This is a genomic window from Fenollaria timonensis (assembly GCF_001457835.1).
GTDB lineage: Bacteria > Bacillota > Clostridia > Tissierellales > Peptoniphilaceae > Fenollaria > Fenollaria timonensis.
The window spans coordinates 886,826-905,457 of sequence record NZ_LN898230.1 but is presented as its reverse complement, the minus strand read 5'-3'; the positions used below and the strand labels follow the sequence as shown (position 1 = coordinate 905,457).

Annotated in this window: 21 protein-coding genes; all 21 read left to right on the top strand. The window is 34.9% G+C overall.

All coding sequences use genetic code 11. From position 1 onward, the window contains the following. Positions 1 to 15: 15 nt before the first annotated feature. Positions 16 to 1,605, top strand: coding sequence for an ATP-binding cassette domain-containing protein (locus BN3004_RS07390; protein WP_058260543.1), 1,590 nt, complete (start codon positions 16 to 18; stop codon positions 1,603 to 1,605). Between the two features lie 518 nt (positions 1,606 to 2,123). Continuing rightward, positions 2,124 to 2,582: a Csac_0668 family 2Fe-2S cluster-binding (seleno)protein gene (locus tag BN3004_RS07380; RefSeq protein WP_489884273.1), complete on the top strand. Its 459-nt coding sequence runs from the start codon at positions 2,124 to 2,126 to the stop codon at positions 2,580 to 2,582. A 141-nt stretch (positions 2,583 to 2,723) separates the two neighbouring features. Continuing rightward, the gene (locus BN3004_RS07375; RefSeq protein WP_019214686.1) at positions 2,724 to 2,981 is read left to right on the top strand and encodes a hypothetical protein; all 258 of its coding nucleotides are present in this window, start codon (positions 2,724 to 2,726) and stop codon (positions 2,979 to 2,981) included. 343 nt (positions 2,982 to 3,324) lie between these two features. Further along, complete coding sequence (locus tag BN3004_RS08580) at positions 3,325 to 3,453, top strand: RNA polymerase sigma factor (RefSeq protein WP_349267121.1); 129 nt, start codon at positions 3,325 to 3,327, stop codon at positions 3,451 to 3,453. An 85-nt stretch (positions 3,454 to 3,538) separates the two neighbouring features. Then, entirely contained in the window at positions 3,539 to 4,513 is a 975-nt protein-coding gene (plsX, locus tag BN3004_RS07370; protein WP_058260541.1) for a phosphate acyltransferase PlsX, read from the top strand. A gap of 8 nt (positions 4,514 to 4,521) precedes the next feature. After that, positions 4,522 to 4,752 (top strand): acyl carrier protein, encoded by a 231-nt coding sequence (locus BN3004_RS07365; RefSeq protein WP_058260540.1) that lies wholly within the window; start codon positions 4,522 to 4,524, stop codon positions 4,750 to 4,752. Next, the gene (locus BN3004_RS07360) at positions 4,752 to 5,465 is read left to right on the top strand and encodes a ribonuclease III family protein (protein ID WP_058260539.1); all 714 of its coding nucleotides are present in this window, start codon (positions 4,752 to 4,754) and stop codon (positions 5,463 to 5,465) included. Before BN3004_RS07365 ends, BN3004_RS07360 begins: the two co-directional genes overlap by 1 nt. After that, complete coding sequence (locus tag BN3004_RS07355) at positions 5,462 to 6,541, top strand: elongator complex protein 3 (RefSeq protein ID WP_058260538.1); 1,080 nt, start codon at positions 5,462 to 5,464, stop codon at positions 6,539 to 6,541. Before BN3004_RS07360 ends, BN3004_RS07355 begins: the two co-directional genes overlap by 4 nt. Continuing rightward, positions 6,528 to 10,031 carry a chromosome segregation protein SMC gene (gene smc, locus BN3004_RS07350; RefSeq protein ID WP_058260537.1) on the top strand — a complete coding sequence of 1,168 codons (3,504 nt, stop codon included), beginning with the start codon at positions 6,528 to 6,530 and terminating at the stop codon, positions 10,029 to 10,031. Before BN3004_RS07355 ends, smc begins: the two co-directional genes overlap by 14 nt. 271 nt (positions 10,032 to 10,302) lie before the next feature. Beyond that, positions 10,303 to 11,193: a signal recognition particle-docking protein FtsY gene (gene ftsY, locus BN3004_RS07345; protein WP_349267128.1), complete on the top strand. Its 891-nt coding sequence runs from the start codon at positions 10,303 to 10,305 to the stop codon at positions 11,191 to 11,193. A gap of 139 nt (positions 11,194 to 11,332) precedes the next feature. After that, positions 11,333 to 11,686 (top strand): sigma factor-like helix-turn-helix DNA-binding protein, encoded by a 354-nt coding sequence (locus tag BN3004_RS07340; RefSeq protein ID WP_058260535.1) that lies wholly within the window; start codon positions 11,333 to 11,335, stop codon positions 11,684 to 11,686. Between the two features lie 11 nt (positions 11,687 to 11,697). Next, positions 11,698 to 13,038 (top strand): signal recognition particle protein, encoded by a 1,341-nt coding sequence (gene ffh, locus BN3004_RS07335; RefSeq protein ID WP_058260534.1) that lies wholly within the window; start codon positions 11,698 to 11,700, stop codon positions 13,036 to 13,038. 16 nt (positions 13,039 to 13,054) lie between these two features. Further along, complete coding sequence (rpsP, locus tag BN3004_RS07330) at positions 13,055 to 13,357, top strand: 30S ribosomal protein S16 (protein WP_026880687.1); 303 nt, start codon at positions 13,055 to 13,057, stop codon at positions 13,355 to 13,357. Positions 13,358 to 13,372: 15 nt separating this feature from the next. Beyond that, complete coding sequence (locus tag BN3004_RS07325; RefSeq protein ID WP_058260533.1) at positions 13,373 to 13,600, top strand: KH domain-containing protein; 228 nt, start codon at positions 13,373 to 13,375, stop codon at positions 13,598 to 13,600. 3 nt (positions 13,601 to 13,603) lie between these two features. Further along, positions 13,604 to 14,092 carry a ribosome maturation factor RimM gene (gene rimM / locus BN3004_RS07320; RefSeq protein ID WP_196792496.1) on the top strand — a complete coding sequence of 163 codons (489 nt, stop codon included), beginning with the start codon at positions 13,604 to 13,606 and terminating at the stop codon, positions 14,090 to 14,092. Then, a complete protein-coding gene (gene trmD, locus BN3004_RS07315) occupies positions 14,092 to 14,820 on the top strand; it encodes a tRNA (guanosine(37)-N1)-methyltransferase TrmD (RefSeq protein WP_058260703.1) in 729 nt (242 codons plus the stop codon). Before rimM ends, trmD begins: the two co-directional genes overlap by 1 nt. A 1-nt stretch (position 14,821) precedes the next feature. Continuing rightward, entirely contained in the window at positions 14,822 to 15,169 is a 348-nt protein-coding gene (rplS, locus tag BN3004_RS07310) for a 50S ribosomal protein L19 (protein ID WP_058260531.1), read from the top strand. 107 nt (positions 15,170 to 15,276) lie between these two features. Next, positions 15,277 to 16,116, top strand: a complete 840-nt coding sequence (ylqF, locus tag BN3004_RS07305) for a ribosome biogenesis GTPase YlqF (RefSeq protein WP_058260530.1) — start codon at positions 15,277 to 15,279, stop codon at positions 16,114 to 16,116. After that, the gene (gene rnhB / locus BN3004_RS07300; protein ID WP_058260529.1) at positions 16,109 to 16,735 is read left to right on the top strand and encodes a ribonuclease HII; all 627 of its coding nucleotides are present in this window, start codon (positions 16,109 to 16,111) and stop codon (positions 16,733 to 16,735) included. Before ylqF ends, rnhB begins: the two co-directional genes overlap by 8 nt. Then, on the top strand, positions 16,725 to 17,102 hold the full coding sequence (locus tag BN3004_RS07295; protein ID WP_058260528.1) for a YraN family protein: 378 nt from the start codon (positions 16,725 to 16,727) through the stop codon (positions 17,100 to 17,102). The genes rnhB and BN3004_RS07295 overlap by 11 nt, the downstream gene beginning before the upstream one ends. A gap of 2 nt (positions 17,103 to 17,104) precedes the next feature. Next, positions 17,105 to 18,631, top strand: a complete 1,527-nt coding sequence (locus tag BN3004_RS07290; RefSeq protein ID WP_058260527.1) for a YifB family Mg chelatase-like AAA ATPase — start codon at positions 17,105 to 17,107, stop codon at positions 18,629 to 18,631. Position 18,632 lies beyond the last annotated feature (1 nt).

The window sequence follows — 18,632 nt, the reverse complement described above, 5'->3', positions numbered from 1 at the left end:
AGGAGACATATATTAATGAAAAAATATGTATTAAGAAATAAATTTATTCTTTTTATGTCGGTTATTTTTGGAGTCTTGGAGGTTGTTTTTACATATTTATATGTAAGACAAAGCTCAAGAATAATTGATGTAGTAATGAATAAGTCAAATGACACGTATAGTAAGGTTATTATTTTATCTATTTTATATGTACTATTATTAATCATCGCTCATTATATATTCAATAGATTAGCATTAGCATTTTCTAAAAATATTATTAATAACTTAAGGCATGATTACATAGAGGGGCTACTAGATAGTAAAACATCTCTATTTTTTAAAGTTAATAAGGGAGAGCATCTAAGTCATATTGATCAGGATGTAGATCAGCTAAGGATGGAATATTTATATATTTTGCCATATGCCTTGATTGGTATTGGCAGAGCTATAGTCTATACAATAGGTCTATACAAAATACACCCTTATATGCTTATCACTACATTTTTATTTGTCCTATTACCAGCTCTCGCATCTAAAATATTTACAGGAAGGATATCTAAGAGTCAGATAGAACGTTCAGGTAAATATTCTAAATATATAGATGAGTTAAATGAGTTATTGGATGGATACTTGGTAATTAAGGAATCTAGAAACAATGATTATTTTCTCGAGAAATTTGATAAAGCTAATAATGAATTATTAAAAGCTATAAATAGTTTTTCAATTAATAGTCGTATGCTTAGTCAGACTCTATTTGGTTTAAATGTCTTTTCAACGTTACTTGTTACTTTTATAGGAGGGATACTTGTAAAAAACTCCTTAATTCAAATGTCTGACTTACTTGCTTCCTTAAGCTTAGTTTCTATCGCCACTGCGTCTTTTGCAGATACATTTAGATTTATAGTCCAACTTTTATCAACTAGAGAACTTAGAAATATTGTGATATCTAAAATACCAAATGAAAAGATTGATAAGAAGATTGAAAAGCTTCCAAAATTAGATTTAAACATAAATAATTTATCTTTTTCTTATGGAGATAAGAAAGTTTTTTCTGATATGAATATAGATATTGAAAAGAATATGGCTTATGCAATAATTGGGCCGTCTGGTTCTGGAAAATCTACCCTTGCCAAGATATTAATGAGGATAAATCCTTCCTACGAAGGGAAAATAACTTTTGAAAATGGTGATTTCAAAGATTTTAAAGAGCTTGAGTTATATGAAACTATATATTATATACCGCAAGAGCCTGTAATATTCGAAGATACATTTATAAATAATATTACGATGGGAAGAAGTGATATTGATATGGTTAAATTAGATGAAATAATTGATCGAGTTGGACTAGATAGTGTTTATAATGATAAGAAAGAAAGTCTGATTAAAAATGATAGTCTTTCTGGTGGAGAGAAGAAGAAGCTTGAAATTGCTAGAGCCTTATATAGGGGGGCGGATGTACTTATATTCGACGAGCCAACCAGTGGGCTTGACCCAGAAAGTGCTAGGGTAATAGATGGACTAATAGAATCTTTAGATTATTATACAAGAATTGTCATAACCCACAATCAAGATGCATCTTATTTGGATAGGTTCGACAAGGTTATTAATATAGAAAACTACAAATAATTATTTTAGATAAATATACGCTACATTATCTTTAGTCAAGTCCATAATATTGTGTTATTTTATCGGCTGTATAATATCTATTGGGAAGCAAATCTTCAATAGATATTATACAGCCATATTATACAGCCTTTTTTTATTGTGTATTTGTTCCTACTAGGTCCAAGTGATTTGAAGCAGTTCCAAGTGGGACAAGGAAAAAAACAAGGACTATCTCAATAAATACTAACGCAAGCACAAGTATAAAATAGGATAAAGTGACTTATCAGCCTATTTATGATATAATATATCTTAACAATAAAACGGATAAGGGGTAATAATATGGCAGTTTCTTATAAACCATTATGGCACTTATTGGTAGAAAGAGAAATGAACAAAGAAGACTTAAAAAGAGCTGCAACCTGTAGATCCATTGAAAGAGGTATTAGATATCCTGATTAACTATAGAAATAATATTTATTTAGACAGGAGGAAATAAAGTGAGTCAAGAAAATAAGATAAATCAATCTTGCTGAGGTTCAATACAAAAAACCACTGGTACAGTGGAAGAAAAAGCAAATTGCCCCAAATGTCACAAAATAGGAGAAAAGGTTAAGAATATAACTGTCAAGCATATGGTATCAGAAAACCTTAGGGGAAAGGTTGTAGATGAAGAAACTTACTATTTATGTATGAATGAAGATTGTGATGTCGTGTATTATAACTTAAACAATGAAAGAGTTTTTTATAAGGAAGATGTAAAAGTTCCTATATGGTTTAAAAAGGATGCAAATCCCAAATATATATGCTATTGCAACCAAGTTACAGAGCAACAAATTATAAACGCTGTTTTAGATGATGGTGCAAAGAATATTAAAGATATTATTAGACTTACAGGGGCAATGAAAAATGCAAAGTGCGAAATTAACAATCCTTTGGGTAAATGCTGTAGTCCTCTTATTCAAGAAACCATCAATAAAGCATTAAATAGCAAAAAATAGTTTGCGACAAATAATTTATATAGTACGTCACAACAGTAATAAAATTAAAAATAATAAAAAACTATAGAATTAAAATTTTAGAGGTTCAGATGTAAAAGTCTGGGCCGCTTTTTTATTTTCCCCGGAAAGGAGGTCGCCTATATGGTAAATGATGAAGTTAATAATAAGGCTATAAATATTGAGATAAAAGTGGCTCAGTATTCAGCAAAGGCTATTTTAAAAGCTATGAAAAAGATTATAGAAGATGCCAATGAAAAAAGTCAACAACTTGCAGATTATATTAGTGAAAAAAGAAAAACCAATTCAAGGAAACTTAAGGACATGGTAAAGAAAGGTCATCTGGAAAATATTGATAAGCAAATCGAAAATAAATTCAATGCTTTTAAGGATTACGCATAAAGGCGTAAAATAAATTGGGGGTTTGTTAGAGATAAAGATACAAGACTTTATATTAACAATACAAACTACACAAAAGAAATGAATAATGAAAATTGGAAAAGGTTGGAAGATTTATTTTAATGCGTTGTTAGATGACAAGAAATTTAATAATGAAACTTTTAAAGAGATAGCATAAATGTTATCTCTTTTTTATTACAAGAAATAAGGTATATATAGGAGATAGAAATTAAAAACGCTATCGTCTTTTTTATATTAAATACGGGTAAAAATATTAACAAGAAATTTGTAACGTTTTGATTTTTCAATCGTCTAACTATTAGAAAGCAAGAAAGGGTGTGATTTTATGGACTATGATTACGAAATAATATATAAAGAATGTTTTTCTAAAGTATATTTATATGTTTTGACCATTAGTCATGATGAACATATAGCTGAAGAAATCACACAAGAAACTTTTTTTAAAGTAAAATAACTACGTATCTCATCTCATTCATAAAAAACTTGATTTAATAGGCAAAATAATGTATAATAATTATGGATTTAGAACGGAGGAAATTATGAAGTTATTAATTGATACACAAGGCGGCGACAATGCACCAAAGGCTATGCTTATGGCTGTGCAAAAGGCAAAGGCAGAGGACAGCTCTTTAGATTTTGTTTTGTTCGGCGATAGAAAAGAGATTGAAGAGCATCTTGGAGCTGATGCAGCGAATTATGAGATAGTTCAAACTGAAGACGTTATCACAAATGAGGACGAGGCGGCTCTATCCATAAGAAAGAAGAATAAAGCATCCATAGTCCTAGCATCAAAGTACTTAGTTGAAAATGACGATGCAGATGCCTTTATATCATCTGGATCAACTGGCGCGCTTCTTGCGGCAGCTATGCTTATAGTAAAGAGGATAGATGGCTTTAAAAGAGCGAGCATACCAACATTTTTACCTGGAATAAAGGGACCAACACTACTTTTGGACTCAGGGGCCAATGTTGACTGCGAGCCAGAATTTATTTATGAATTTGCTAAGCTTGGATCAAAGTACGTTGAAAAGCTACTTGGCATAGAAAGACCGAAGATTGCTTTGGTATCTAACGGCGCTGAAGCTAAAAAGGGCAATGAGCTAACTAAGAAGGCTCATGAAATACTTAAAAATTCAGAACTTAATTTTATTGGAAACATCGAAGCTAATGAAGTGCTTACAACTGATGCAGATATCATCGTTCAAGACGGTTTCGTAGGCAATGTAATACTAAAGGAGCTTGAAGGTGCTAGCAAAGTCTTTGTGGGAAGCATAAAGAACTTTATAATGAAGGATGAGAAATATTTCTCCTCAGACGAAATGAAGTTGTCATTTTTAAAGGATGTCATGTCTCTTATGGGACTTACTAAGTACGGTGGATCACCTGTCTTAGGTGTAAATAAAGCAATAATCAAAGCACATGGCAATAGTGATGAGAAGGCATTTTACTTAGCTATAAGAAACACTGTTGACTTTGTGAATTCAGGAGTTATAGAATATTTAAAGGAAAATTAGGAGGAGCTATGTTAGAAGAAAAAATTAAAGAAATAATTGCTAAGCAATTTAAAGTAGATCTTAAAGATTTAAAGGACGAAACAAGATTTAAAGAAGATTTAAAGGCAGATTCAATTGCCATAGTTGAATTAATTATGAATTTAGAAGACGAATTAAATGTAAGCCTTGATGATGACAAGGTTACAAGTGTTAAAACAGTTGGAGAGGCAATCGCACTAGCCGTAGAAGCTGCAAAATAATGAAGAATTTTGATATATCCGATGCTCGCGAAAAGCTCAAAAGCTTGCAGGCGATTATCGGATATAATTTTAATGATGGAAATTTACTCTTCACTAGCCTAGTTCACAAGAGTGCTAGAGAGGCAGAGGACTTAACTGCGCCATATAATGCACAGAGTCTAGAGTTTTTAGGCGACAAGGTACTTTCTTATGTCCTAGCAAAATATTTATTCACTAAGTACATAGACAAGGACGAAGGTACTCTGTCTAAGTACATTGCCATGCTTGGTAAGGCTTCATACCAAAATATGGTCTCTAAAGACCTTCATTTGGATGAGTACATCTATATGGAAACGAATTTAAGGTTTAATCTTGATAAAACATCAATACTTGCTGACCACTTAGAAGCTTTAATAGCAGCTATTTATTTGGATTCAGATATTGAGAAAGTTGAAAAATTTATCATGGATAAATATTTAAAGAGTGCTCATATGGTATTAGATGTTAATAATGATTTTAGGAATTATAAGAATATCTTGATAGAATATGCTCAAAAACATGGTTTAGACTTAGTATATACTCTTTTAAATGAATATGGACCAGACAATGATAAGAGTTTTGAATACGCTGCCCAGCTTGATGGGCACAAAGCCATTGCCACAGCGAAGACAAAAAAGGCTGCTAAGCAAATGGCTTCGAAAAAACTTGCGATTGAGATGAATTTGATAAGATGAAAAAAAACTATATAATACCAATTTTTATACCGCATCTAGGCTGCCCAAACGATTGCATTTTCTGCAATCAAAAGAAGATAGCAAAGGATTACGATGCGCAAAAAGAAGAAAATATAAAAAAGGATATAGAAAAGTATTTGGAGCTATATGAAGGAAAGAAGGATATAGAGCTTGCTTTTTATGGAGGCAGCTTCACTGCGCTTGATTACCCACTTATGCTTAGCTACTTAAAGCTTGCAAATACATACATAGAGCGTGGCCTCATTGATAGCATAAGGATATCTACAAGGCCGGACGCTGTAAGTGAAGAAATTCTTGATGAGCTTGAAAAGTATAAGGTAAAAACTATTGAGTTAGGTGCTCAGTCAATGGATGATGCTGTTTTAGATGCGCTAAAGAGAGGTCATAAGGCGGCTGACACAATTCGCAGCGCTAAAATGATTAAGGATAGAGGCTTTACTCTTGGACTTCAGATGATGACTGGCCTATATAAGTCAACTGCAGATATGGATATAGCTACAGCTGAAGCAATAGCTGCGCTTGAGCCGGACTTTGTAAGGATATATCCAACGCTTGTCATAAAGGATACAGAGCTTGTAGATAGACTTGAAGACGGCTCTTACAAGCCCTTGGATGTGGACGAAGCAGTTGATACGCTTAAGAGCATAGTTATCATTTTTGAAGCAAAGGACATTGAGATAATTAGGATAGGTCTTCAAACTACTGATAATATCCAGCTAGGAAAGGACGTAGTGGCAGGGCCATTCCACCCGGCGATACGCTCACTAACATACGAGGCAATCTATCTAGAAATCATAGAAGAATTTATAGAGCTTAATAAAATTACAAATGATTTTACGCTTGTTTCTTCAAAAAAAGTCGCTTCATACTTGAGCGGCTCGAAGAAGGTAAATAGAAAGAAAATTTATCAAAAATATAAAATAAATTACGAGATAAAAGGCATCTTTGATGAGGACGATAGGCTAATGTTTTACGATGGAAGCCCGCAAAGCTACTCATTTAAGGAGCTTATAAAGAATAAGTACGAAAGGGGCAAATATTTTGCGTTTAAATAAATTAATATTGAAGGGCTTTAAGTCCTTCGCAAATAAAACTGAAATAGTCTTTACCCCTGGAGTTACAACGATTGTAGGGCCTAATGGTAGTGGTAAGAGTAATATATCTGACGCTGTTAGATGGGTTTTAGGCGAGCAAAGCAATAAATCTCTTAGAGCAAATAAGGCAAGTGACGTTATCTTCCAAGGAACTGAAGAGAAAAAAGCGCTTGGCTACGCTCAAGTAAGTATAATATTTTCAAATGATGATAACGCTCTACCGGTTGAATACCAAGAGGTTGAGGTCACAAGACGCATGTACCGCTCAGGCGAGAGCGAATTTTTTATAAACAATAAAAAGACCAGAATGAAGGACGTTAGAGAGCTTTTCCTTGACACAGGCGTTGGTAAGGACGGCTACTCAATCATTGGCCAAGGAAGGATAGACGAGATACTATCAAATAAGCCAGAGGACAGAAGAGCCATCTTTGAAGAGGCATCAGGCGTTAGTAAGTATAGATACAAAAAAGAAGAATCCTTAAGGAAGCTTGATAAGACTGAGGCAAATTTACTTAGAATAAAAGATATTCTTTATGAAATAGAACAAAATGAAGCGAGACTTAAGGGCGAATCGGAAAAAGCCAGAGAGTATAAGGGCCTTATGGAAGAGTATAAAAAAGTCGACGTATCTATTTCATATAATGCTTATGAAAAGATAGAGAAGAATTTACTCAAATTTACAGCGGATAAAGAAAGGCTCATCGATGATTTAAAATTAAGTGAAATAAAGAATAAAGAGGTCGAAGAGAGCGCTGCGCCACTACAAGCTGATCTTAAGAAATATGAAGCGCTTATCGATGAGATTAAAGAGCAAAGAAATAAAGATTTAAGGGACTTTGATATCAATAGGCAAAAGCTTGAGATAAACAAAGAAAAACTAAGATCTATAGAAGATAAAGTGCTTGATAACAAATTAAAAGAGAAAGAGCACGAAAATAAATTACTAGAATCAGAAGAAAAGATAAAAACATTATCTATATTAAAAAAATCAAGTGAAGAAACTTTATTAAAGATTGCTAAGGACCTTGAAGCACTTAAAAATGAAAACGCATCCTATGATAGAACTAGCTACGATGACGCTATGAATATGGGCTTGAAGCTTGATAAAGAGCTTGAGGCGCTAAGACTAAGTATAGAAAACAAGAATAATAATAAAGCTACTCAAAACGAAAAGCTTACGGACATAGAAAAAAAGATAAGCGATAAAGAAAATGAATTAAATAAGCAAAATGATGAATTTGACAAAGCAAATAACAATCTTAATGATTTAAATAAGACGTTTAGTGAAAAGGAAGAGCTTTATAAAAAAGCGAAAGATGAGATCACAGCAAAAGTTGATGATTTAGCAAAATCAAAGGATGCTTACTTTGCTTTAGAAAATGACATTAGAGTTTTAGAAAAAAGTTATGAGATGCACAAAAATCTTGAGGAAAATCTCGACGGCTACTACAGAAGCGTTAAAGAGATAGCCAAGGCGGCGAAGAAAAATTATTTCAAATCTGAATCGAGACTTGTGGTCGACATCTTTAACTGCGATGAAAAATACTCACTTGCCATAGAATCGGCACTTCAATCGAATTTACAAGCTATAGTCATAGATAGAGACGACGATGCCAAAGAGTACATCGACTTTTTGAAGAAGAATAACTATGGTAGAGCGACTTTCTATCCACTTAATAGATATAATTCTAGATCAAACGAAAATTATAATATTAAAGACAAAGATGCCATAGGTTTTGCGAGCGAGCTAATTACTTATGATAAAAAATATGACAATCTATTCAAGAGCTTGCTTCAAAGAACAGTTGTAACGAGTACTTTTGATGCTGCTCTTAGAATATCAAAAGTTTATAAGCAATATAGATATGTAAGTTTAGATGGACAGATTATAAATTCATCTGGATCAATAGTGGGCGGTAGCCAAGTAAAATCATCATTTATCTCGCGTAAACACATGCTTACTAAGCTAATGGACGAGATAAAAGAGAAGAAAAAATCATTAGAAGTAGCTAAAGCGGCGCTTATAAATAAGGAAGAAGAGATTAAGACTGAAAAAACATCTTATGACAAGCTAAATGAAGAAATCATTGCAATAAATGAAAAGATAAACACTGTTAAAAAAGAAATCAATTCACTTGAGATAAACATAGCCTTTGCTCAAAGAGATATAAGTGAGGCAAAAACTCAAAGAGAAGAGCTTAATAAATCACTTGAAGCGCTTGAAGAAGAGAAAGCTCAAGGCGCGAAGGACTTAGAAGAGCTTAAGAGTAAAAAGCTTGAGCATGAGAAGACGATAGAAGCTGAAAAAGAACTTATCAAGAGCTTTGAAGAAGAAAAAGATAGGCGTAATGAAAAGCTTCTTCAAATAAGCGTTGAAAAATCTACTTTAGAAGCAAAGCTTGAAAGAACTGTGGAAGACATTGCTATATCACAAGAGTATATAGCTAAGTCACAAGAGATTAAAGATGGCCTTGCAAGCGATTTTAAGGAGCTTAGCCAAAATAAAGAAGCACTTGAAAATGAAAATGCCAGCATCATGGACTTTTTGAAGAAAAATGAAGAGCTTGAACAAGAATACATTGATAAGATTAATCAAAAGACAGATGAAAAGGAAAAAGTTTTATCTAAGATCTTTGATTTGCAAAATGAGATAAAGAATTGTCAAGAAGGCATAATAGCCATCAAGGACGAGATTAATAAGAATGAGGTCCTACTTGCTCGTAACGAAGTAATGAAAGATAATATAAAAGAAAAGTTATCGAACGATTACTTCATTAACGTTGAAAATATTGACAAGGAAAGTCTTGTTAAGGCAAGTACAAAAGACTTAAAAGAACTACAAGAAAAGATTGATGCGCTTGGCGATGTATCACTATCATCTATAAAAGAGTATGAAGATACATTGACAAGATTAGAGTTCTTAAGAAAGCAATATGATGACATGCAAGAGTCTAAAGAGGACTTATTAAATATAATCGACGATATCGACGAAACTATCAAGATAAAGTTTAAAGATAACTTCAATATTATTCAAGGATATTTCTCAGAGATATTCCAAAACTTATTTGGTGGCGGCGAAGCGAAGATATATATAAGCGATGAAAGCGATATACTTAACTCAGGTATTGAGATAGAGGCGCGTCCACCAGGAAAGAGCATGCAGTCACTAAGTCTACTATCAGGCGGAGAGAAGACTTTAACAGCGATAGCTTTATTATTCGCGGTACTAAAGTCAAAACCATCGCCATTCTGTATACTTGATGAGATAGATGCGGCTCTTGATGATGCCAACATCAGTAAGTACACAGCTTATCTCGATAGGATTAAAGACGAAACACAATTTATCCTTATCACGCATAGAAAGGTAACTATGGAGATATCGGACGCTATATACGGCATTACTATGAAAGAAAAGGGCATAAGCTCGATACTTTCGATGAAATTAACTTAAGAGGTGAAATATGTTTAACTGGTTTAAAAAGAAAAATAAAGATGAAGAGCAAAAAGAAGTTCAAGAGAAAAAAATAGATTTGGCAGAGGAGCTTGGTCAAACGCAAGCGAATGAAGAAGCAAAATCGATTGAAGAAGTAAAAATGAATGCTGAAGCAAAATCAATTGACGAGGCAAAATCAAATGCTGAAGTAAAAATGAATGACGAAGCAAAAGTAAATGAAGAAGTGCCTGAGGAAGTCAAGGAAGAAAAATCATCTTTCTTCAAGAGAATGTTCTCAGGCCTTGAAAAGACAAGACAAAATCTAAACTATAAGCTTCAGACAGTCTTTAAGGGCACAGACATTGACGACGACTTCTACGATGAGCTTGAAGAAGTTTTAGTCACATCAGACATTGGCGTAGAAACTGTTATGAACATTATTGATAACTTGAAAGAAAGACTTGTTAGAGAAAATATACTTGAAAGAAAAGATGCTTTTCCTATATTAAAGGATGAAATTAAAAATATAATGAATGACAATATTACATCGAGAGATTTGAAGCTTGAGCCATCTCCAGCCATACTTCTAGTTGTTGGTGTCAATGGTGTTGGTAAGACGACTACCATAGGCAAACTTAGCTACCAATTCAGACAAGAGGGTAAGAGCGTTTTGATTGCTGCTGCCGATACATTTAGAGCGGCTGCCATTGAACAGCTTAAAGAATGGGCTAATAGAGCAAACGTTGACATCATCGCTCATGAAGAATCAGCTGACCCAGCAAGCGTTGTCTTTGATGCCATCATGGCAGCTAAGGCAAGAAAGACTGATATACTTATCTGCGACACAGCGGGTAGGCTTCATAACAAACAAAACTTAATGAATGAGCTTAACAAGATTAAAAGAGTTATCGATAGAGAATTTCCTAATGCAGTTAAAGAAAATTTATTGGTTCTTGATGCGACTACTGGTCAAAACGCCATCATACAAGCGAAGTCCTTTAAGGAGACGAGCGACATAACAGGCGTTTGCGTTACTAAACTTGACGGCACTGCTAAGGGCGGCGTCATCATTGCACTTGAGAGCGAATTACATTTGCCAGTTAAGATTATAGGTGTCGGTGAAAAGATAGAAGACCTTCAAGCCTTTAACGTCGATGACTTCGTTGAAGCATTATTTTAAAAATATTTAAATAATTTTAAAAAAAGTATTGACAAAAGTCAATCTATATAGTATTATATTAACTGTCAAGTAAATAGCTTGACAGTTTTTTATGTGATAACACTAAGAACGACGCGAGTTTTATAAGGAAAAAGATAAAATGAAAGTACTAGATGATTATATATATATCGGAAGACTCTTGGACTTCTATGGAAGCCTATTAACAGAGAGTGAGTCAAAGTCGGTTGATTACTATTACAACGAAGACTATTCACTTACTGAGACAGCTGAGCTTCTTTCAATATCAAGACAAGCGGTGAGCCTTAACATTAAAAGAGCTATAGACAAGTTAAAGTCTTATGAGGCAGCACTTAAGCTTATAGAGAAGTTTGATAAGAAGAAAGAGGCCAAGACTAAAGCGCTTGACTTACTTGATCAGGCTAGTGGCAGTAAGGATATAGAAGATATAAGAGAAAAGATTAAAGAAGCTGAAGAGATTATAAACGAGATCTAAAAGGAGCAATAATGATATTTGAGAGCTTATCAGAAAAACTACAAAAAACATTAGACGGCTTAAGAGGCAAGGGCAGACTTAGTGAAAAGGATGTCGATGCGGCACTTAGAGAAGTAAAGCTAGCTCTTCTTGAAGCGGATGTTAATTATAAGGTAGTTAAGAATTTTATAAATACATTAAAAGAAAGAGCCATAGGCACTGAAGTTATGGAGAGTTTAACTCCTGGTCAACAAGTTATTAAGATTGTTAATGAAGAATTAATTAATCTTATGGGCAAGACTAAAGAGGGACTAAACCTTAGCAAGAACCCAAGCATCATCTTGATGTGCGGTCTTCAAGGTGCAGGTAAGACAACTACTACAGGTAAACTTGCTATAAACCTCAGAAAGAAAGGCAGAAGACCACTATTAGTTGCTTGCGACGTCTATAGACCAGCAGCCATTAAACAGCTAGAAGTTGTTGGAAAGTCAATTGACGTGCCAGTATTTTCTATGGGCGATAAGATAAAGCCTATTGACATAGCTAAGAGCGCTATAGAGCACGCTAAGAAGAATGGTAACGACGTAGTTATTGTCGATACAGCGGGTCGTTTACACATAGACGAAGTACTGATGGATGAGCTAAAAGGCTTAAAAGAAAATCTAGAGCCATCAGAAATACTTCTTGTACTTGACTCAATGACTGGACAAGACGCAGTAAACGTGGCAAAAGCCTTTGATGATGCGCTTGGCATAACAGGAGTAATATTAACAAAGCTAGACGGTGATGCTAGAGGCGGTGCGGCACTTTCAATTAGAGCCGTAACTGACAAACCGATTAAATACGTTGGTATGGGCGAAAAGATGGATGAGCTTGAAGAGTTTCATCCAGACAGAATAGTTTCTAAGATACTTGGTATGGGCGACGTGCTTACTCTTATTGAGAAGGCGCAAAGCAATATTGACCAAAAGAAGGCAATGGAGCTTGAGAAAAAATTAAGGGAAGAAACATTTACCCTTGATGATTTCTTAGATCAAATCGCTCAGATGAGAAACTTAGGACCTATAGAAAATCTAATGCAGATGATACCAGGAATGAATTCAAAAGCCTTAAAGGGCATAAATATAAGTGACAAAGATATAGGCAGAGTCGAAGCCATCATCAGAAGTATGACTATGAAAGAGAGAGTAAGTCCAAACATAATCAATGCTTCAAGAAAGAAGAGGATTGCAGAAGGAAGCGGAACAACAACAAATGATGTTAACAAGCTTTTAAAGCAATTCGAAGATACTAAGAAGATGATGAAGCGCTTCGGCAAGATGGAGAAGTCTATGAAAAGAAAAGGAAATTTCAATTTTCCATTTAATATATAAATTTTAAGGAGGTGAGATTGTGGTAAAAATTCGTTTAAAAAGAATGGGATCAAAAAAGAATCCATTTTACAGAATTGTTGTAGCTGATTCAAGAAGAGCTAGAGATGGCAAGTTTATTGAACAACTTGGTTATTATGACCCATTAACTGAGCCAAAGACAATAAAATTCGATCAAGAAAAGGCTGAACAATGGATAGCAAACGGAGCTAAGGCAAGTGAAACAGTTCAAAGATTATTCAAATCTCAAGGATATGATATAACAGCAAAGACTGCTAAGAAAGCTGAAGCAACAGAAGAAACAGAAGCTGTAGAAGCTTAGGATGTGGGGGTTAATATGAAAGAATTAGTTGAATTTTTAGCAAAATCTATTGTTGATAACAAAGATGATGTTAAAGTTACAGTTAATGAATCAGTAAACGAGATCAACATTGATCTATACGTAAATCCAGACGATATAGGCAGAGTTATCGGTAAAGGCGGTAAGGTTGTTAAAGCAATCAGACTTATAGCCGGAGCTACTCTTAAAGATTCAAGAAGAATTAATTTAGAAATAAAGGAATAAATCTTGGACCTTATAAAGATAGCAAAGATTGTCTCAGCGCATGGCTTAAATGGAGAGGTAAAAATCTTTCCGTACACAGATGATTTAAATGGTTTCAAAGAGTATAATGAAATCTATATCGATGGTGAAGAGCTTGAGATTATAAGTCAAAAGATAGCTTCAAAATTTATTGTACTTAAGTTAAAAGGCTTTGATTATATAGATGATGTCAAAAGGCTTATTGATAAGGATGTTTTTATTGATAAGGCTCAGATGCCTTCACTAGAAGAGGGTGAGTACTATATACATGAGCTTATAGCCATGGAAGTTTTTAGTGAAGCTGACGAATTTATTGGCACTGTTAAAGATGTCATGGAGACGAGCGCAAATCACGTGCTTGTTGTGGATCATGACGGCAAGGAAGCACTTATTCCTTTTGTTAAAGCCTTTATCAAAGAACTTGACTTGAAGCATAGAAAGATAAAAGTCAAACTCATAGAAGGTATCTTATGATAAAATTTAACGTCTTAACGCTGTTCCCAGAGATGTTTACGGCTCTTACTGATTTTAGTATAATCAAAAGGGCTATAGATAATGAGCTTATAGAGATCAATCTTATTAATTTTAGAGACTACTCTAAGGACAAGCACAATAAAGTTGATGACTACCCCTATGGTGGCGGAAGCGGCATGCTTTTAAGAGCGGATGTTCTTAAGGACTGCCTAGAAGATATTAAGCCAAAAAAGCTTATCTATCTTTCACCGAAGGGCAAATTATTCAATCAAGACTTGGCTAAAGAGTATGCAAAACTTGACGAGATAACAATTCTTTGTGGGCATTATGAAGGCTTAGATGAGAGAATCATCCAAAACTATGTCGATGAAGAGCTATCTATCGGGGATTATGTATTGACCGGTGGAGAACTACCCGCTATGGTAATCATAGATACCGTATCGAGGTTAGTTGATTCAGTAATAAAAGAAGATTCGTATTCAGACGAAACTCACATGTCAAATTTTTTAGAGTATCCTCAGTACACCAGACCATATGATCTGGATGGGGATAAGGTTCCAGAAGTTTTGCTTAGTGGAAACCATCAAGATGTCGATGACTTTAGACTCATTGAGTCATTCAAGGCAACTGTTAAAAACAGGATAGACTTACTTGATTTTGCTAAGCTAGATAAAAAGGAAATGAAAAATTTGAGAGAAATATTAAATAAACTAAAGAAGGAGGACTAAGATGGACTATATTAAGATGCTTGAAGCACAACAATTAAAAGACAACATTCCTCAATTTCATGTAGGTGACACTGTTCAAGTTCACTATAAAGTTGTAGAAGGTACACGTGAAAGAATCCAAGTGTACGAAGGTACTGTAATTAAGAGACAAAACGGCGGAGCTAAAGAAACATTTACAGTAAGAAGATTGTCATATGGTATTGGTGTTGAAAGAACATTCTTACTTCACTCTCCAAGAATCGACAAGATCGTTCTTGTTAGAAAAGGTAGAGTTAGAAGAGCTAAACTTTACTACTTAAGAGACAGAGTAGGTAAAGCTGCTAAAGTTAGAGAAAAACAATCGTTTTAATTGATGTAAAGACATTCTATTGAGAGAGTGTCTTTTTTCTTTGCGATATTTATTTACATTGACTGTCTTTTGTGATAATATAGAAGATAGTTAGGAAGGTGTATGCTATGAATATAAATTGGTACCCTGGACATATGAAGAAGACGAGAGAGTCTTTAATTGAAATGTCAAAGTTAGTCGATATAGTTATCGAGCTAATAGATGCGAGAGCACCTATGTCGAGCACGAACCCCATAATCAAAGAAATAACGGCTAATAAAGCCAAGATCATATTATTAAATAAAGCGGACTTAGCAGATGAGATAGTCAACAAGAAATGGATAGCTCATTACAAGGATGCAAAGTGCATTGAGTTCAACGCGAAAGACAAATCGAACGTGAAAAAGATTATTGACTTATCGCGCAAAGAGGTCGACAAGTATCACAAAGAGCACAAACAAAGAGAGCACTTCGGACCTATCAAGGCCATGGTTGTCGGCATACCAAATGTTGGCAAGTCTACTTTTATTAACTTAATGAACAATAAAAAGAGCCTTAAGACAGGCAACAAACCAGGTGTAACTAAGAAGAACCAATGGATTAAGGTCGATAATGACTTTATGCTTCTTGATACACCAGGCGTTTTGTGGCCAAAGTTTGAGAGTCAAGAGATAGGTATGAACCTTGCCTTCATCGGCTCAATCAAAGATGATATACTTAACAAAGACGACATCGCCATCGCTCTAATTAAATTCCTTAAGACTAATTATAGCGGTGCGCTTAATGCGAGATACAAGGTTAATGAAGATGCTACAGAGCTTGAAATTCTTGAAGAGATAGCAAAGAACAGAGGTTTTATACTTAAAGGAAATGAGCTTGATGTATATAAGGCTATAAATATACTTGTAGACGAGTTTAGGAATGGACTTTTAGGCAGAATTTCACTTGAGGAGCCGCTAGATGAATAAAGATTATGAAGATAAACTTTTTGATGAAGGCCACAAGATTATAGTCGGCATAGACGAGGTAGGTAGAGGACCCTTTTTCGGAGATGTACTTGCCTGTGCTATAGCTTTTGAAAAGGACTTCTTTATGGAAGAGGTAAACGATTCGAAAAAGCTAAGCCAAAAGAAGAGAGAAAAGATTTTTAAAGAGCTAGTTAAAAACGCTATCGGCATAGGAATTGGCAAGGCGAGTCCTGAGGAGATCGACGAAATAAACATTAAAGAAGCAACTCATCTAGCTATGCAAAGGGCAGTAGAAGACTTTCATGACGATATGAACAATAAGCTAAGACCTGATATAATCTTGATTGACGCGGAAAAGATTGATGTAGATGTAGAGCAAAGAGCCATTGTTCATGGCGATGCTACTGTATTTACTATAGCTGCGGCAAGTATAGTTGCAAAGGTACTTAGAGACGCTGATATTACTTATTTAGCAGGGAAGTATCCATACTATGACCTTGAGAACAACAAAGGTTACGGTACTAAAAAGCATAGAGAGGCTATATTAAAGTATGGACCTACGCCGCTACATAGAAAAACTTTTTTGAGAAAGCTTTTGGGTAATGACGATGCAAAATAATTTTAATAGAAAAGACAATAGAAAAAAGGGAAGATTTGGCGAAGAAGAAGCTAAGGAATACCTTCAAAACGAAGGCTACTTCATACTTGACCAAAACTATCAGGTAAGAGATGGCGAGATTGACATCATAGCTAGAGACGATGAGTACTTAATTTTTGTTGAAGTCAAAGCCAGAAACAAGATGGACTACGGTAGGCCCATGGAGGCTGTTACCAAATCTAAGCAAAAGAAGATAATCAAAACGGCTGAGTACTATCTGTACGAGCATCAAAACTTAAACTATCAGCCAAGATTTGATGTGATTGAAGTGAATTTTTCTACGAATAAGATTAAGCATATTAAAAACGCATTTTGGATAGGAGATTAAAGATGTATTCTAAAGTAAATACTTGTGTTTTACAAGGTTTGAACGCAAGGATAATTAACGTTGAGAGCGACTTATCAAGTGGCTTACCACAATTTAATATCGTTGGACTTGCTGATACTGCGATAAAAGAGTCTAAGGAAAGAGTTAGAACAGCTGTAAAGAACTCGGATATAGAGTTTCCAATCAAGAGGATAACCATCAATTTAGCGCCAGCCAATGAAAAGAAGGAAGGCTCTCAGATGGACCTTGCCATCGCCGTGGGCATTTTGCTTGCCAATGGTGATATTGACAATCAAGATACTGGTGATATGGTAATCATAGGTGAACTCGCTCTTGATGGTACAGTTAACTCTGTTCAAGGCGCACTACCTATGCTTATATCGATGCGCGACCTTAATGTAAAGAAATGCATAGTTCCTGATGCGAACAAAAAAGAGTGTGCTATAGTTGAAGATATAGAGATAATTCCTGTAAAAAACTTAAGGGAAGTAGTTGATTATCTTAATGGACAAATTGCGATAGAGCCATATAAAAATGAGGAAGAAGAGATTATAAACACAGTTGATGACAGCGTGGACTTCTCTGATATGAAGGGTCAAGAAGGCCTTAAGAGAGCTATGGAGATAGCTGCCGCTGGTGGACATAACATGCTCATCATAGGCCCACCAGGCTCAGGCAAGACCATGGCCGCAAGAAGGCTTGCTACAATACTACCTGATCTTACTTTTGAAGAAGCGATAGAGATTACAAAGATATATAGTATTTCAGGCTTATTAAAGGACGAAGGCCTAGTAAAGAGAAGACCATTCAGATCGCCTCATCATACATCATCAGATGTCGCCTTGATAGGTGGAGGAAGAATACCAAAGCCAGGCGAAGTGTCACTTGCGCATCACGGAGTCTTGTTCTTGGACGAGTTGCCAGAATTTCCTAGAAAAGTTTTGGAAGTATTAAGACAGCCAATTGAAGATGGCGAAGTAACAGTTTCACGTGTTAACGCAACTTTAAAGTATCCATCCAAGTTTATGTTTGTAGCGTCTATGAATCCATGTCCATGTGGCTACTTTGGCGACGAGACTCACCAATGCACTTGCACTCAAAGTCAAATCGACAGGTACTTAGGTAAAATCTCAAGCCCATTATTAGATAGAATCGACATACATATCGAGGTAAAGCCGGTTAAGTACGATGAATTAAGCTCAAAGACTGAGTGCGAATCGTCTGAAACTATTCGTGAAAGGGTCAATAGGGCAAGAAAGAGACAGCTTGAAAGATATAAAAAAGAAGGAATCATCTCAAACTCAGAGCTTACAAACAAAATGATTAAGAAATATGTCAAACTTGATGACAAGGCTCAAGAGATTATGGAATTTGCTTTCAAAAAATTTAATTTTAGTGCAAGAAGCTATAACAAGATACTTAAACTTGCGAGAACTATCGCCGATTTAGCTGACAGTGACTTAGTTTTAGAAAAGCACGTACTTGAAGCAATTCAATACAGAACACTAGATAAGAAATACTGGAGATAAG